The organism is Streptomyces sp. NPDC050416 (genome assembly GCF_044458845.1).
Lineage (GTDB): Bacteria > Actinomycetota > Actinomycetes > Streptomycetales > Streptomycetaceae > Streptomyces.
Map to the genome: position 1 here is coordinate 695,775 of NZ_JBITII010000003.1, position 13,759 is coordinate 709,533.

Sequence of the window (13,759 nt, forward strand, 5' to 3'; positions counted from 1 at the left end):
CGCCGCGGGGGTGTCGCCGGGTTTCGGGTGCGGGCTCGTTGTGGCTGGTCGCGCTCACGCGGCGGAGCCGCAGATCGATACAGCCCCGCGCCCCTTTCAGGGGCGCGGTCCCACTCGGCATCAGGAGATCAGGTATTGCTTGTGCCCCAGTCGTCCTCGCCGCCGTTGTGGGTGGCGCGCTCCTTGAGGTGGCGGACGCGGTCGGCCACCGAGTCGGGGACGCGGTCGCCCACCTTGTCGCTCACCACGTGGTACGCCTTGCCCGCGAACTCACGGCCCTGGTGGGCCGCCGACTCCGCGGTGTTGCGGACGGCGGGGTTCTGCGCGAACTGGCGGGCCGACTTCTTCAGCTGTTCGTAGCGCTCGCGTCCGGCCCTCGTGCCCAGCACGTAACCCAGGACGACTCCGGCGACGAACGTGAGCCGGTAACGCATGGCGCTCACCCTTCCCTTGCGTAGGTCTCCGGTACGGCGTGGGGCGCCGGGGAGTACGGATTGGCGGAGCACCCCCCTGCTTGCGCTAATGTATGTCTCGCAGCGAGCACGCGCCCCCTGGCGAATACCCAGGTAGGTACGTTCGATGCAAACGAGACCTTCCTCGGTAGCTCAATTGGCAGAGCAGCCGGCTGTTAACCGGCAGGTTACTGGTTCGAGTCCAGTCCGGGGAGCTCGGTCCTCCGTAGCTCAATTGGCAGAGCAGCCGGCTGTTAACCGGCAGGTTACTGGTTCGAGTCCAGTCGGGGGAGCACGCTGAACGAGGACCCCTCAGGGGTCCTTTTTCATGTCCGTTCCGATCTTCCGGGAACCGCGCGGCGCCGGGCGCAGTCCTCATGGTCACGAAGGCCGTGCGCAGCCGCCCAGCCGAAGCAGGAGATCGTATGAGCGGCTATGCTGCGGCAGACGGCGCGCACACATGTACGCGACACGCCGCTATGGGGCGGTAGCTCAGCCGGTTAGAGCAGCGGACTCATAATCCGTCGGCCGTGGGTTCGAGTCCCACCCGCCCCACCACTCGCAGGCCCAGGGGATACGCAGGGGACGCGAGGTTCGGGAACGGTAGTGCGGCTTGGTCGCGCTGTCCTCGGCGGTGGGCCTCGTCCCGTGGCCGGTCGGCCTCGTGCGGGTCTGCTGTGGCGGAGGCGAACAGGGGGCGCGTCAGGTCGCTGGTGAGATGCCCGGCGCGGGCGCGGGCCCGAGGGCAGGGCGTTCGGCGCTGCCTGGCGTGGGGGCGCTCACCACCGCACTGATCCTCCTGGCAGAGGTGGAGAGCGTCGGGCGGTTCGCCTCGGCGCGCATGGCGGGCCTCGAGGGCCGAGCTCGCCTCGACGGTGCGGATCTCGAACCGCGACGTGTGTGTTCTCGCGTGGCTGGGCGGCTGCAGTTCTGGGGTGGCGTCGCCTCAGCGTCATGCGCGCTTCGGGACCCGTGCAGATTCTTCGGGCCGTGTCAGTAGTGGTATCGAGCCTGGACGATGATCAGCTCATCGTCGGTCGGCTTGTACACGAGCCGGTGCGTGTCGTCGATTCTCCGGGACCAGTAGCCCGACAGGTCACCCTTCAGGGGCTCCGGCTTGCCGATGCCCTTGAAAGGGTCGCGCGTGGTGTCGTCGATCAGCTTGTTGATGCGCTTGACCATCTTGCGGTCGTTCTCGGCCCAGTAGGTGTAGTCCTCCCAGGCGTGGGTCGTGAACGAGATCTTCACGCACGCTCCGCATCGGGGTCGATCAGCTCGCGATGCTGTGCCTTGCCGGCCTCCGCCTCGGCGATGGAGTCGAGCAGGCGACGGGCGTTCTTGGGAGAGCGCAGGAGGTGCACTGTCTCGGTCCACGAACTGAAGTCCTCTTCGGACATGAGGACGGCGTTCCCCTTGCGGGAAGTGATGTGAACCGGAGCGTGGTCCTCGTTGACCTGCTCGATCAGCGGGAACAGGTTCTGGCGCGCCTCGCTGGCGGTGATGGACATGCTTGCCGCCTCCCTTCTCGACTTGTACAAGATATAGTACGAGTATTGATCGTGTCCACAAGGCGGCCCCGGTCGAGCCCGACGCGCGTCAGGTCGGGATGGGGCACCGAGAGCATCGCTTGCGGCCCCTCATAGGGGGATAGCTGAGATCTTCGGGACTCCCCGCCCCGCCTTCCGCGGTTGAATACCGGTGTGTCACCGAAAGTGGTGGGGTTCGGCGAGGACGATCTACGGGCGCTGGCCGGGACTCGGTCCTTCGAGCGGGGGCTGGGGTATCTGGACGCGGTGAGCGGGCTGGAGGTGGGGGAGGGCTCGGTCACGGCCGTGGTGCAGGGGACGGATGCCTACGAGGTGGAGCTCACCCTGGGTGGGGACGACGGGCTCTCGGGGTGGTGTGACTGCCCGTACGGTCAGGAGGGCAACTTCTGCAAGCACTGTGTGGCGGTGGGGCTGACCGTGCTGCGGCGGGCGAGGACGATCCCGCGTCAGCGGGCCGCCGCACGGGCACGGGCCTCCGGCCTGGAGGCGTGGCTCGGGACGCTGTCACGGGACGAACTCCTGGCGCTGGTGCGGGAGCAGATCGCCGAGGACCGCGGGCTGCGACGGCGCCTGGAGCTGCGGGCCGCCGCTGCTCGTTCCGACCTCGGTACCGTCCGGGAGCGGATCCTGGCGCTGATCGATCCGCGGCCTTTCGCCCGGTACGGGTACGTCGAGTACGCCGATGCCTCCGGGTATGCGCAGCAGGTGGCAGAGGCGGCGGCCGCGCTGCGCGCCCTGACCGCCGGCGGGCAGGCGGCGCAGGCGGTCGGTCTGGCCGAGGAGGCGATCCGGGTGCTGGGGGAGGCGTACGAGGAGATCGACGACTCCGACGGGGTGGTCGGGCAGGCCGCTGACACGGTGGTCGAGGCCCATCGGGAGGCGTGCGGAGTAGCGCGCCCCGATCCGGAGCGGCTGGCCGAGTGGCTGGTCGGCCAGGTCCTCGGCAACGGCAGCGGGGTGACGGACCTGGACCCGCTCGGCTACGCCGAGGTGCTGGGACCGAGCGGGCTTGCCCGCCTGCGGCAGCTGGCGGCCGAGGCGCGGCGGCGCAGGCCGTCCGGGTGGGCGGAGCGGTATCTGATGGAACGCCTGGTCAAGGCGGAGGGCGACGTCGACGCGCTGGTCGCCCTGTACGCACAGGACCTCGACCCGTCCGGTGCCGCCCATCTGCGCATCGCCGAGGAACTCGAATCGGCGGGTCGCGCGGACGAGGCGCTCACGTGGGCGGAGCGCGGACTTCGGGACTGCGCCGCCGAGACGCACATCGATGGCCACCTGGTCGACTATGTGTGTGCCCGTTACGCGAAGGCGGGGCGGCCGGCCGACGTGGTCGGGGTGCGCCGGGACCGGTTCCAGGCCGAGCCGTCTCTGGCCGCCTATCAGCAGCTGCGCTCTGCCGCTCAGGCGGCGCAGTGCTGGGAGGCCGAGCGTGTGGCCGCGCTGGCCGTCCTGAGGGAGGACGCCCGCCGTGAGCGCGGCGGCCGGTATGGCGGCCCCGTGCTGATCGACGCGCTGCTCGATGACGGCGATGTGGACGCGGCCTGGCGCGAGGCCGCCGGCCTCGCCGACGACCGGCAGTGGGAACGCCTGGCCGACCTGTCGCGCGAGACGCACCCGGCCGAGGCGCTCGCGGTCTACCTGAGGCTGGTCGAGCGGCTGAAGGAGCCGACCGGCGACCGTGCCTACGAGCGTCTGGCCCGGCTGCTGCTGGGTGCCCGTGACTGCCATCGCGCGCTGGGGACGCAGGAGGCGTTCACCGGCCATCTCGCCGGCCTGCGGGCCGAACTGAAACGTCGGCGCAAGCTGATGAGCATCCTCGACCGGTACGGGCTGTGAAAGGGCTCCGGCACAGGGCTCATCGGCGATGGGAGAACGACAGGGACAGGGGCCGGCTCTCCCCGCCGGAAGGCAATTTGTTCGCGCGAGGCACACCGCTCACAACGAGGACGGCACGTCCAGGTTGTGCGACGTGTCAGAAGGGCCCTGGTGCATGTGGGCCGGGGCCCTGTCAGGAGCCGGTGTCGTCTTCCTCCGTGGCGGTGTCGTCGCGGTCGCCCTCCGCCTGGGACGGGGTGGGGTGCGCCGGCGTGGTGCGCTCGGGCGCGTCCTGCTGGTCGTCCCGGTCGCCCTCGGCCTGGGACGGGGTGTGGTCGCTCATCGGATTCCTCCTGTCCGTGCCGGTGGAACCGGAGCAGGCGGGTCCCGCGCTCCGGCCGTGGCCAGCCGAGTACCCCGATGGGCCGCGGTGCACCCTGGGCCGGGCCGGTGACGTACCGGAGCGGCGGCCGAGGGAGGGTTCCTCCGGCCCCGGGTCAGGTTCGGCCCCGGCGGGTGAGGGCTCGCTGCAAGGCCTCGCGGAGTTCGGGGGACGGGCGGGGCCCGTCGGGCTTCGCGCCGGCCGTCACGGCGGCGGCCACGTCGCGGAGCTTGGTGTTGGAGAGCTGGGAGGTCTCGCGCAGGATGTGCCAGGCCTCGTCGGACGTGCAGCCGTGGGTGGCCATGAGGATGCCCCGGGCCTGGTCGATGACCGGGCGGGAGGCGATGGCCTGGCGGAGCTGCTCGACCTCCTCCTGGAGGACGTGCAGGCGCTCCGAGCGTTCCAGGGCGACCGCGGAGGAGGCCGGGGCCGACGGCTGGGCGGGCTCGGGGTCGGGGTCGGGCGCGGGACGCAGGGGGTCGGTCGTGTCCAGGCCCGCCAGTTCCAGGATCCGGCGCGGCTGGCCGTTCCAGTTCGTGGTCGTGACCGTCATGAAGCGCTGCCGGGCGAAGTCGGCCAGTACGTCGAGGAACTGCAGGCCCGCCGTGTCCATGAAGTGCACGCCCGCCATGTCCAGCTCCACCCGCGTGATCGTGGGCGGCAGCTCGGCCAGGGCCCTGGCCAGTGTGTCCGTGCAGCCGTGAACCAGCTCACCGCACGGGGTGAGCTCGGCCTGTTCCGCGTCCACGCGGCCACTGATGACCAGTGTGTTCAACCCTCCTGTGCGCTGTGGTGATGCCGCAGACGTCATGTCACCGCCTTCTCGGTCCTCTTCGGTCGTGTTCCTCCTCGCGGAACCGCACGACGTCACTCGCCCCCGTGGACGTCGGTGTGAGGTTCGCCTGCCCGCCGTACGGCGTAGTACACACGACAACGGGGAATGAGCCTCTCCCGGACGGGTACGAGCGCTGTGGTCCACAAGCGTGGGGAGAGGGGCTTGAACACTCAGTATCGGGTGCCGGCAGCCGGGTCCAGCGGTCCCGTGCCGGGCCTGGCGGTGTTCCCGTTGGCCGGGCGGCAGGGTGTCCGGGCGGCGGGCGAGGTCGTCCTGACGACACGTGCGATCTGGGAAGGCGTACTGGAGCAGGCCGTTCGCGAGGATGAGGACGTGTACTACCTGGAGTTGTCCGACGTGACGTTCGTCGACGTCGCGGGCGCGGGCGCGCTCGCGGCTGCCGCCGGGCAGCTCGGGGCCGGCAAGCGGTTCGTGGTGCGACAGCCGCCGCCGGCTCTGCGGCGGACGCTGGACCTGCTGTGGCCCGACCACACCGGGATCGAGGTGTCGGTGTCATGACCGCTTCCGTCGCCGAACCCTTCGGCCCCCTCGAGCCCTTCGTCCATCCCGCGCTCTTCTACCGTGACGAGGCCGAGTACCTCGACGTCACCGTGCCCTTCGTGCGCGAGGGCCTGGCGGCCGGCGAACCCGTGGCCGTCGCGGTGCCCGGCAAGAACCTCGCGCTGATCCGGGACGCGCTCGGCGAGGCCGCCGAGTCGGTGCGGCTGCTGGACATGTGCGAGGCCGGCCGCAATCCCGGGCGGATCATCCCCGGTGTGCTACGCGCGTTCGCCGACGCCCAGCCGCCCGGACGCCGGGTGCGGATCATCGGCGAGCCCATCTGGGCCGGGCGCTCCGACACGGAGTACCCCGCCTGTGTCCAGCACGAGGCGCTCATCAACGCGGCCTTCCGGGGCCGTACGGCGACCATCCTGTGCCCGTACGACACCGAGCAGCTCCCCGAGCACGTCCTCGCCGACGCCTACGCCACCCATCCCACGGTCATCCCCTCCGGCTCCCGGATGGAGCAGGGCAGCGACGCGTACGCGCCCGGGGACGTCGTCGACCGCTACAACGAGGCGCTGCCGCCCGTGCCGGACGCGCTGACGTTCGCCTTCGACTCCGGCTCGCTCTCCCAGGCCCGGCACGTGGCCGTGACGGAGGGCACGCGGCTCGGGCTCACAGGCGTCAAGCTGGACGACCTGGCCCTCGCCATGGCCGAGCTCACCACCAACAGCGTGGTGCACGGCGGCGGTTCCGGAGTGCTGCGGGTCTGGACCGAGGACGGGTACGTGGTGTGCGAGGTGCGCGACGAAGGGCGGCTCGCGGACGTCCTGGCCGGGCGCCGGCCCGTGCCCCGGGACCAGCGCGGCGGGCGCGGGCTGCTGCTGGTGAATCTCATCGCCGACCTGGTACGGGTGCACCGGGGCGACAGCGGGACGACCGTGCGCTGCTGGTTCGCCCGCTGAGGGCGGGCCCCGTACCCCGGCGGCTCAGGAGCCCAGCGGATCCAGCGCCAGCGGTTCGATCCTGCCCTCCAGCATCGCGCCGAGGCCCTGCACGGCGCACACGTCCGGGCGCTCGGCGATGTGCACGGGCATCCCGGTCGCCTCACGCAGCATCTGGTCCAGGCCCGGCAGCAGCGCGCTGCCGCCGACCATCATGATGCCCCGGTCGGCGAGGTCGGCGACCAGGTCGGGCGGGCAGGAGCGCAGCACCTTGCCAATGCCGTCCAGGATGGCGGTGAGCGGCGTCTGGATGGCGTCCCGCACGGCGGCGGTGTCGACCTGGACGGAGCGGGCGAGGCCCGTGGCGACGTCCCGCCCGTGGATCTCCGTCGAGGCCGGGCCGTGCGGGGTGAGGCCGTTGCCGGACAGGGCGAGCTGCAGCGGCCGTACCGACTGGCTGGGCAGGATCAGTTCGTGCTCGTGGCGCAGGTGCTGCACGATCGCGTGGTCGACGGCCTCACCGCCCACCGGCATGCGCTCGGCGGTGACGATCGACCCGAGGGAGAGCACGGCCACCTGCGTCGCCGCGGCACCGCACACCATGATCATGGTGGCCTCGGGCTGCTCCACGGGCAGTCCGCAGCCCACGGCGGCGGCGATCAGCGTGTCGACCAGCTCCACGCGGCGGACCCCGAGACCGACCAGCGTCTCGATGGCGGCGCGCTGGGCGAGCGGGTCGGCGTCGTGCGGGGTGCAGGCCGCGGCGCGCAGGATCGGCTTGCGGCGTAGGCTGCGGCGCATCTTGTCGCCGAGCAGGTGCCGCAGCATGCGCTGCGCCATCTCGATGTCGACGACGGTGCCGCCGGAGACCGGCCGTACCACCCGGATGTAGTCCGGGGTGCGGCCCGTCATCTTCTCCGCGAGCTCGCCGACCGCGATCAGCGCGCCGGTGCGGGTGTTCACGGCGGCGGCGGAGGGCTGGTCGACGACGAGCCCGGCGCCCTTGACGTAGACGCGTGTGCGCGCCGCCCCGAGGTCGACGGCGAAGTGGCAGCGGCGCAACTGCTCCAGACTGGCGGTCATGGCAGGTCCTCCCGAGAGCACAGACCGTGGGAGGCCGCCAGGTGGCGGGCCTCGCATACGTGGGGCCGCCGGGCGGCGGGCCTCCCTCGCATCGTGCGCGGGAGGGGACGGGGGCGCCTTCCGGAGGGGGCCGGGCGGGGCGCCGCCGAACGGGCGGTTCGGCCTTCCAGGGCGTGTCCGCAGAGTCGAGCCTGCCCCGCGACGCCCGGCACGCTCCCCCCACTGCCTTAAGGGCGTGGGAGGTGCCCCCACTCGCCGCACCCAGAGCACGCACCGCAAGCCGCAGGGCCCGCCCTCCGGGCGGACGACGGGACTTTACGGACACCCCCTAGGCCTCAAAGGGAGCGCGCGGCCTCCAGGAGTGGGGCCAGGGAGGTGACGGTGGTTTCGCAGCCCGCTTCGTCGAGCTGCCGGGCGGCGGGGCGCCCTCGAAGGTGCGGGTCGCCTGGACCGTGCCGTCGCCCCGGGAGACCAGGCGGGAGCCGGACGGCTCCTCCACCGCCTCGACCGCGACCACGGCACCGTCACCGGTTCTGAACTCGACCAACCCGTCCATGACACCCCCCGTGGTCCGTCGCGTTGGACATATCCATTGTGACGGAAGGTACTTGATGGTGTGTGGGGGCACCACCGGACTCATGGTCCCACGGTCCCCCGGATCACCCCCAGCTCCACCAGATCCTGCGGCCGGATGCGGAGCTGGTCCGCCGTCGCCTCCACCTCGCGCGGCGGCCGCTTGAGGATGGCCGCCGCGAGCTCCGGCGCGATCACCGAGAAGTAACTGTCCGGGGTGGCCCAGGTGTTGCCGGGCGCGGCCAGCGCCAGCGCGCCGCCGGAGCCGCCCTCGCCGATCACCAGCGTCGTCACCGGGGTGCGGGCGCCCGCCACCGCGCCGAACAGGTCCGCGATCGCGGCGCCCGCGCCCTGCCGCTCCGCCGCCGCGTCGTTGGCGGCGCCCGGGGTGTCGACGAGGGTCAGCACCGGGACGCCCAGCCGGTCCGCGAGGCGGATCAGACGGGCGGCGGTGCGGTAGCCGGCGGGGCGGGTCGCGGTTCCGGTCTGCGCGGCGTACGCGACCGTACGGCCCTCGTGCGTGCCGAAGCCGCACAGCATGCCGTCCGGGTCCGTGCCGCCGCAGCGGTCGCCGCTGATCGCGGCCCGGTCGGAGAAGTAGACGTCCAGGTAGGCGGCGGCGCGGGGGCGCCGGGGCGAGCGGGCGCGCCGGACGGCGTCCCAGCCGGTGGCGGGCAGGCCCGTTTCGTCGCCGAGCGGTTCGGGCGGCGGGGCCGGCGTGCCGGACGGGCACGTCAGCAGCCGAAGCCACCGGCCCAGCGTCTCGCGCAGCTCCTCCGGCCGGACGACCGCGTCCGCCGCGCCCGCCGCGACCTGCGCCTCGGCCGTGTACGCCGCCGGGTCCGCGTCCGCCGGCCGCACCCGGGAGCCGGCGAAGCCGACCTGGGCCCCGGGCAGCGCGAGGACGACGTCGGCGCCCGCGCCCAGGGTGGCCCAGCCGCCCCCGGTGGTCGGGTCGCGCAGCACGGCGATCTGCGCGAGCCCTGCTTCCCGGGTGAGCGCCGACTGCCGGGCCACGCGCTGGAGTTGCGTCAGGGCGAGCATGCCCTCCTGCATCCGGCTGCCGCCCGTGGCGACCAGCGGCACGACCGGGAGGCGGTGTTCACGGGCGTAGGTGTACGCCGCCTCCAGCCGGTCGCCGGTGCGTTCGCCGAGCGAGCCGCCGAGGAAGCCGAACTCGAAGGCGATCAGCACGGCCCGGGTGCCGCCGACGCGGGCGGTGCCGCAGACCACGGACTCCCGCTCGCCGGTGCGCTCGGCGGCACGGGCGCGCAGGGCGTCGTAGCCGGGCCAGCCGAGCGGGCCGTCGGGCTTGGAGTCCCTTATGGGGGCGGGCAGTTCGGTGAAGGTGGCGTCGTCGGCGAGGGCGTCGGCGATCGCGCGGGCGGAGAGGCGCTCGGCCGCGGGGCGCTCGGTAGCGGGGCGCTCAGTCATGGGGCAGCGCCCGCTTCATGATCTTGCCCATGTCGTTGCGGGGGAGGGCGCCGAGGTGGTGGACGACCCGCGGGCGCTTGTGCGGGGCGAGCCGCCCCGCCACGTGGTCCGCCAACTCGTCGAGTGAGGGCGGGGACTGGGGATCCGCCGGGACGATCCACGCCACGATCCGCTCGCCCAGGTCGGCGTCCGGCTCCCCGGTGACGGCGGCCTCCCGCACCCCCGGGTGTTCCAGGAGCGCGTTCTCGATCTCCCCCGCCCCGATCTTGTAACCGCCGCTCTTGATCAGGTCGGTGGCCTTGCGGCCGACGATCCGGACATAGCCGTCGGGGTCGCGCACCGCCATGTCGCCCGTGCGGAACCAGCCGTCGGCGGTGAAGGCGGCGGCGGTGGCGTCGGGCCGGTTGAGGTACTCGGTGAACAGGTTCGGCCCGCGCACCTGGATCTCGCCCACCGTCTCCCCGTCGTACGCGGTGACCTCCGAGCCGTCCTCCTCGACCAGCCGCAGCCCCACGCCCGGCAGCGGCACCCCGACCGTGCCCGGGCGGGCCTCGCCGTCGGCACGGACGCTGGTGTTCATCAGCGTCTCCGTCATGCCGTACCGCTCGATCACCCGCCGCCCCGTCGCCGTCGCGATCCGCCCGTGGTCGTGCACGGGCAGCGCGGCGGACCCGGACACCAGCAGCCGCGCCCCGGTCAGCGCCTTGACCAGCTCCGGGTCGCCGGTCACCGCCTCCGCGATCCGGTGGTACATCGTCGGCACGCCGAACAGCATGGTCGCGCCCGCGTTCAGCTCCCGGGCCACGCCCTGCGTGCTGAAGCGGCCCAGGTGCCGCACCGAGCCGCCGCGCCGCAGCGGGCCGAGGGTGCCCAGGACCAGGCCGTGCACATGGAACAGCGGCAGTCCGTGGACGAGGACGTCGTCGCCCGTCCACTGCCACGCGTCGGCCAGCGCGTCCAGGGTCGAGGCGATCGCCCGGCGCGGGATGACGGCGCCCTTGGGCGGGCCGGTGGTGCCGGAGGTGTAGACGATCAGTGCCGGGTCCTCGTCGTCCGCGTGGTCCTCGGGGACCGGCCCGGTGCCGTGCACGTCGACGTCGAGACGGGGAAGGTCCCGTACGGGCGCGGGGAGTTGGTCGTCCGGGGACGTGAGCACCAGGTCGGGCGCGCTGTCGGACAGAATGTGCGCGAGTTCCTTCTCGCCCGACTTCGGGTTGAGCGGTACGGCGGGGACGCCGGCCAGCAGGGCGGCGACGACGGCGACGGCGGTCTCCATGGTGGGGGTCGCCCATACGGCGACCCGCGTGGCCTCGCCGATGCGGCCCGTGAGTGCGCCGGCCGCGGCGGCGAGCTGCGCGTAGGTCAGGGAGCGCTCGCCGAAACGGAGGGCGGGGCGGTCGGCCGGGGCCTCGGTCAGGGTTTCGGTCAGGGCCGGGAAGAGGGGGGTCACGCGTCACATCTCCTTAGCTGTTGCCTGCGGTTGTCCGTGGGCGGCGGGGCTGTCTATCCCCATCCGGGCACGACCATGACCAGCCACGCCGCCGCCGGTACGACCGCCACCACGATCCCTCCGTACACCATCAGCTGCCGGAAGAAACGCTCGCGGTCGACGTCCGGGGCGGCGGCCAGGACGAGTGCGCCGTTCGTGGAGAACGGGCTCACGTCCACGACGGTCGCCGACACGGCCAGTGCGGCGACCATGCCGATCGCGCCGATCTCGCCCCGTTCCAGGAACGGCACGGCCAGGGGGATCAGGGCGCCCATGATGCCCACGGAGGAGGCGAAGGCCGAGACGAGTGCCCCGATGTAGCAGAGCAGGACGGCTGCCAGCAGGGGGACGCCGATGTTTCCTACGCCCTCGCCCGCCCAGGTGATGGTGCCCATCTCGTCGAGGACGCCGACGTAGGTGAGGACGCCGCAGATGAGGAGGACGGTCGGCCAGGCGATCTGGCCTGTCGCCTTGCGGCTGTCTTCCGGCCACAGCGTGCTGAGGACGACGGCGAGGGTGATGGCGGTGAGGCCGGCGTCCAGGTCGAAGACGAGGACGGCGACCACCAAGGCCAGGAGGGAGGTGAGGGTGGCTATGCGGGCCGGGGTGAGGCTGGTCGTTTCCGGGCTCAGCGTGCCGGTTGCTGAGGTCGGGTCGGTGCGCAGCCCGGCGTCGCGGGGTGCCGCTTTCTGTGGGACCGGTGCCGCCCCAGCGGCACGACTGCCCGCAGCGGCGGCGGGATTGCCCGCAGCGGCGGCGGGATTGCCCGCAACGGGGGCGGGAGTGCCCGCAGCCGGAGCGGGGCTGCCGCCGCCGTCCCCCGCGCCGTCGTCTACCGCCCCTTGGGCCCACAGCTTCAAGCCGCCGCAGACGACGAACACCACCGCCGCGATCACCAGGTTCGCCGCGAGGGACGACAGGAACAGGACCACCTCGTTGCCGGGGAGCTTCTCGCGTTCCACGATGCCGTTGACGATCGAGCCGTAGATGCTGATGGGGGAGAAGCCGCCGGCCTGGGCGCCGTGGACGACCATCGCGCCCATCAGCAGCGGGCTGATCCCGTACCGGGCGGCGAAGCTCAGGGCGATCGGCGCGACGATCGCCACCGCGGCCGGGCTGACCGCGCCGATCGCGGTGAGCGCGCCGGTCAGCGCGAACATCACCCAGGGGATGAGCGCGACTCGCCCCCGCACGAGCCGGACGGCGGCGTGCACCAGCCAGTCGGTGGTGCCGTTGGCGCGGGCGATCGCGAAGAGGTACGTGACGCCGACCAGGACGACGAACAGGTCGCCGGGGAAGCCGGCGAAGATGCCGTCCGCGTCGAGATCGGCGACGAGCCCGCCGACCCCGAAGGCGGCGGCGAAGGCGAGCGCGCCCATGTTGACGGAACGGGTGGTGGCGATGACGAACACCACGACGAGGACGAGGATCGAGATGAGTTCGGGGGACATACGGGCTCCCGTCGTTGGGCCCCGGAGCGGCTGGGAGCACCCAGGAGAGTGGTCGAGTGGCTGAACCACTCGGGTGCGTTTGGCTGAACAGCGTGGGTGCGGCCCGGGCGTCCGTCAAGGGGGTGCGTAAGAATTGGTTCAGCCACTCGGCCACCGCAAGGGGCCGGTGTTACGCTCCCGGCGAGAGGGGGACTCCATGACCGACGCCCTGCGCCCCATGGCCAAACAGCGCCTCTACGAGCAGGTGCTTGAGCGGCTGCGGCAGTACGTCGCCGAGGGCGGCCTGCGCGCCGGCGACCGGCTGCCGCCCGAGCGGGACCTGGCCCAGCGGCTGGGGGTGAGCCGCGCCTCGGTGAAGCAGGCGATCGTGGTGCTGGAGGTCCAGGGGCTGGTGGAGGCCCGGCACGGGGGCGGCACGTACCTCGTGCGGGACAGCCTCGACACCGAGCCGGTCGAGCGGATGGTGGAACGCCGCCGGCGCCTGCCCGACGTCCTGGAGGCGCGGGAGGCGCTGGAGACGAAGCTGGCCGAACTGGCCGCGGAGCGCCGCTCGGAGGAGGACCTGGAGGCGATGCGCTCGGCGCTCGCGCACATGTCGGAGGAGATCGCGGCGGGCGGTCACGGCGTCGAGGGCGACCGGCTGTTCCACGCGGCCGTGACGGCGGCGGCCCACAGCGCTCTGCTCGCGGAGTTCATGCGCTCCATCACCGACCAGATCGCCGAGAGCCGCACCGAGTCCCTTCGCCAGCCCGGCCGCCCGTCCCGCTCCCTCTCCCAGCACCAGGCCATCCTCGACGCGATCGCCGCACAGCAGCCCCGCCAGGCGGCCACGGCCATGCGGCGTCACGTCCGCACGGTGGCGAAGGTGCGGTTGCTGGACTGGGAGCCGGAGGAGGAGGGGTAGGGCGGGCCGGGCTGTCAGGCGGCCCCGGCGGCACCGGGCGCCACGAGCCGCCGGTGCGCCGGCGCGAACCGGACCTCGGGCTCACCGGCGAGACCGACCTTCGGCACGGCCGGGGCGAGACGCTCGGCGAAGAAGCGCTCGAAGTCCGCCTCGGCGTTCCACACGTCGGTCACGTGCAGGGCACCCGCCTCGAACCAGGCCACGTGCAGCACGAGCCCGTCCGGCACCTGCTCCTCCCAGCGCACCTCGTCCAGCATCGCGTCGTACTGCTCGGGCGTCACCCCGGCCCAGCGCAGGGACAGCACAGCAGCCATGGGAATCCCTTCCTGTGATCGGTGTCCTCGCT

General features: G+C 72.7%; 15 protein-coding genes and 3 tRNA genes. 7 read left to right on the forward strand and 11 right to left on the reverse strand.

The window, feature by feature from the left end; translation table 11 throughout:
- Positions 1-128: 128 nt before the first annotated feature.
- On the reverse strand, positions 129-434 hold the full coding sequence (locus tag ACIBL4_RS12655; protein ID WP_086560002.1) for a YtxH domain-containing protein: 306 nt from the start codon (positions 432-434) through the stop codon (positions 129-131).
- Between the two features lie 160 nt (positions 435-594).
- Between ACIBL4_RS12655 and ACIBL4_RS12660 the strand changes: the two genes are divergently transcribed.
- The 3 genes from ACIBL4_RS12660 to ACIBL4_RS12670 all read left to right on the forward strand — a co-directional run bounded on the left by ACIBL4_RS12660 (position 595) and on the right by ACIBL4_RS12670 (position 1,010).
- Positions 595-667: transfer RNA gene (locus ACIBL4_RS12660), tRNA-Asn, on the forward strand.
- A gap of 5 nt (positions 668-672) precedes the next feature.
- Positions 673-745, forward strand: a tRNA-Asn gene (locus tag ACIBL4_RS12665).
- Positions 746-933: 188 nt separating this feature from the next.
- Positions 934-1,010, forward strand: a tRNA-Ile gene (locus tag ACIBL4_RS12670).
- A 435-nt stretch (positions 1,011-1,445) separates the two neighbouring features.
- On the opposite strand, the gene ACIBL4_RS12675 is transcribed toward ACIBL4_RS12670, so the two are convergent.
- A complete protein-coding gene (locus ACIBL4_RS12675; RefSeq protein ID WP_399409120.1) occupies positions 1,446-1,700 on the reverse strand; it encodes a Txe/YoeB family addiction module toxin in 255 nt (84 codons plus the stop codon).
- A complete protein-coding gene (locus ACIBL4_RS12680; RefSeq protein ID WP_142164117.1) occupies positions 1,697-1,960 on the reverse strand; it encodes a type II toxin-antitoxin system Phd/YefM family antitoxin in 264 nt (87 codons plus the stop codon). Before ACIBL4_RS12680 ends, ACIBL4_RS12675 begins: the two co-directional genes overlap by 4 nt.
- Before the next feature lie 192 nt (positions 1,961-2,152).
- Here ACIBL4_RS12680 and ACIBL4_RS12685 point away from each other — a divergent pair, with 192 nt between their 5' ends.
- A complete protein-coding gene (locus tag ACIBL4_RS12685) occupies positions 2,153-3,835 on the forward strand; it encodes an SWIM zinc finger domain-containing protein (RefSeq protein WP_399409123.1) in 1,683 nt (560 codons plus the stop codon).
- A gap of 172 nt (positions 3,836-4,007) precedes the next feature.
- On the opposite strand, the gene ACIBL4_RS12690 is transcribed toward ACIBL4_RS12685, so the two are convergent.
- Together ACIBL4_RS12690 and ACIBL4_RS12695 are read right to left on the reverse strand one after the other, a co-directional pair.
- The gene (locus ACIBL4_RS12690; RefSeq protein WP_399409125.1) at positions 4,008-4,157 is read right to left on the reverse strand and encodes a hypothetical protein; all 150 of its coding nucleotides are present in this window, start codon (positions 4,155-4,157) and stop codon (positions 4,008-4,010) included.
- Between the two features lie 154 nt (positions 4,158-4,311).
- Positions 4,312-5,007, reverse strand: coding sequence for an ANTAR domain-containing protein (locus ACIBL4_RS12695; protein WP_399409127.1), 696 nt, complete (start codon positions 5,005-5,007; stop codon positions 4,312-4,314).
- Positions 5,008-5,193: 186 nt separating this feature from the next.
- Here ACIBL4_RS12695 and ACIBL4_RS12700 point away from each other — a divergent pair, with 186 nt between their 5' ends.
- Entirely contained in the window at positions 5,194-5,550 is a 357-nt protein-coding gene (locus tag ACIBL4_RS12700) for an STAS domain-containing protein (protein ID WP_399409129.1), read from the forward strand.
- The gene (locus ACIBL4_RS12705) at positions 5,547-6,500 is read left to right on the forward strand and encodes an anti-sigma factor RsbA family regulatory protein (protein WP_399409131.1); all 954 of its coding nucleotides are present in this window, start codon (positions 5,547-5,549) and stop codon (positions 6,498-6,500) included. The genes ACIBL4_RS12700 and ACIBL4_RS12705 overlap by 4 nt, the downstream gene beginning before the upstream one ends.
- A gap of 24 nt (positions 6,501-6,524) precedes the next feature.
- On the opposite strand, the gene ACIBL4_RS12710 is transcribed toward ACIBL4_RS12705, so the two are convergent.
- The 5 genes from ACIBL4_RS12710 to ACIBL4_RS12730 all read right to left on the reverse strand — a co-directional run bounded on the left by ACIBL4_RS12710 (position 6,525) and on the right by ACIBL4_RS12730 (position 12,509).
- Entirely contained in the window at positions 6,525-7,562 is a 1,038-nt protein-coding gene (locus ACIBL4_RS12710; RefSeq protein WP_399409133.1) for a rod shape-determining protein, read from the reverse strand.
- A gap of 328 nt (positions 7,563-7,890) precedes the next feature.
- The gene (locus ACIBL4_RS12715; RefSeq protein ID WP_399409135.1) at positions 7,891-8,118 is read right to left on the reverse strand and encodes a hypothetical protein; all 228 of its coding nucleotides are present in this window, start codon (positions 8,116-8,118) and stop codon (positions 7,891-7,893) included.
- A gap of 80 nt (positions 8,119-8,198) precedes the next feature.
- Positions 8,199-9,569 (reverse strand): carboxyl transferase domain-containing protein, encoded by a 1,371-nt coding sequence (locus ACIBL4_RS12720; RefSeq protein ID WP_399409137.1) that lies wholly within the window; start codon positions 9,567-9,569, stop codon positions 8,199-8,201.
- Positions 9,562-11,019 (reverse strand): acyl-CoA synthetase, encoded by a 1,458-nt coding sequence (locus ACIBL4_RS12725; protein ID WP_399409139.1) that lies wholly within the window; start codon positions 11,017-11,019, stop codon positions 9,562-9,564. Before ACIBL4_RS12725 ends, ACIBL4_RS12720 begins: the two co-directional genes overlap by 8 nt.
- A 53-nt stretch (positions 11,020-11,072) precedes the next feature.
- Entirely contained in the window at positions 11,073-12,509 is a 1,437-nt protein-coding gene (locus tag ACIBL4_RS12730) for an SLC13 family permease (RefSeq protein WP_399409141.1), read from the reverse strand.
- A gap of 196 nt (positions 12,510-12,705) precedes the next feature.
- On the opposite strand from ACIBL4_RS12730, the gene ACIBL4_RS12735 reads away from it, so the two are divergent.
- A complete protein-coding gene (locus ACIBL4_RS12735) occupies positions 12,706-13,413 on the forward strand; it encodes a FadR/GntR family transcriptional regulator (RefSeq protein WP_399409143.1) in 708 nt (235 codons plus the stop codon).
- Positions 13,414-13,427: 14 nt separating this feature from the next.
- Here ACIBL4_RS12735 and ACIBL4_RS12740 read toward each other — a convergent pair whose 3' ends face one another.
- Positions 13,428-13,727, reverse strand: coding sequence for a hypothetical protein (locus tag ACIBL4_RS12740; protein ID WP_399409145.1), 300 nt, complete (start codon positions 13,725-13,727; stop codon positions 13,428-13,430).
- Positions 13,728-13,759: the final 32 nt, after the last annotated feature.

What these genes read in the sequence shown, in the direction of transcription:
- ACIBL4_RS12655 (WP_086560002.1), bottom strand. Translation starts at nt 434, where the DNA reads ATGCGTTACCGGCTCACGTTCGTCGCCGGAGTCGTCCTGGGTTACGTG.
- ACIBL4_RS12680 (WP_142164117.1), bottom strand. Translation starts at nt 1,960, where the DNA reads ATGTCCATCACCGCCAGCGAGGCGCGCCAGAACCTGTTCCCGCTGATC.
- ACIBL4_RS12690 (WP_399409125.1), bottom strand. Translation starts at nt 4,157, where the DNA reads ATGAGCGACCACACCCCGTCCCAGGCCGAGGGCGACCGGGACGACCAG.
- ACIBL4_RS12695 (WP_399409127.1), bottom strand. Translation starts at nt 5,007, where the DNA reads ATGACGTCTGCGGCATCACCACAGCGCACAGGAGGGTTGAACACACTG.
- ACIBL4_RS12705 (WP_399409131.1), top strand. Translation starts at nt 5,547, where the DNA reads ATGACCGCTTCCGTCGCCGAACCCTTCGGCCCCCTCGAGCCCTTCGTC.
- ACIBL4_RS12710 (WP_399409133.1), bottom strand. Translation starts at nt 7,562, where the DNA reads ATGACCGCCAGTCTGGAGCAGTTGCGCCGCTGCCACTTCGCCGTCGAC.
- ACIBL4_RS12715 (WP_399409135.1), bottom strand. Translation starts at nt 8,118, where the DNA reads ATGGACGGGTTGGTCGAGTTCAGAACCGGTGACGGTGCCGTGGTCGCG.
- ACIBL4_RS12720 (WP_399409137.1), bottom strand. Translation starts at nt 9,569, where the DNA reads ATGACTGAGCGCCCCGCTACCGAGCGCCCCGCGGCCGAGCGCCTCTCC.
- ACIBL4_RS12730 (WP_399409141.1), bottom strand. Translation starts at nt 12,509, where the DNA reads ATGTCCCCCGAACTCATCTCGATCCTCGTCCTCGTCGTGGTGTTCGTC.
- ACIBL4_RS12735 (WP_399409143.1), top strand. Translation starts at nt 12,706, where the DNA reads ATGACCGACGCCCTGCGCCCCATGGCCAAACAGCGCCTCTACGAGCAG.
- ACIBL4_RS12740 (WP_399409145.1), bottom strand. Translation starts at nt 13,727, where the DNA reads ATGGCTGCTGTGCTGTCCCTGCGCTGGGCCGGGGTGACGCCCGAGCAG.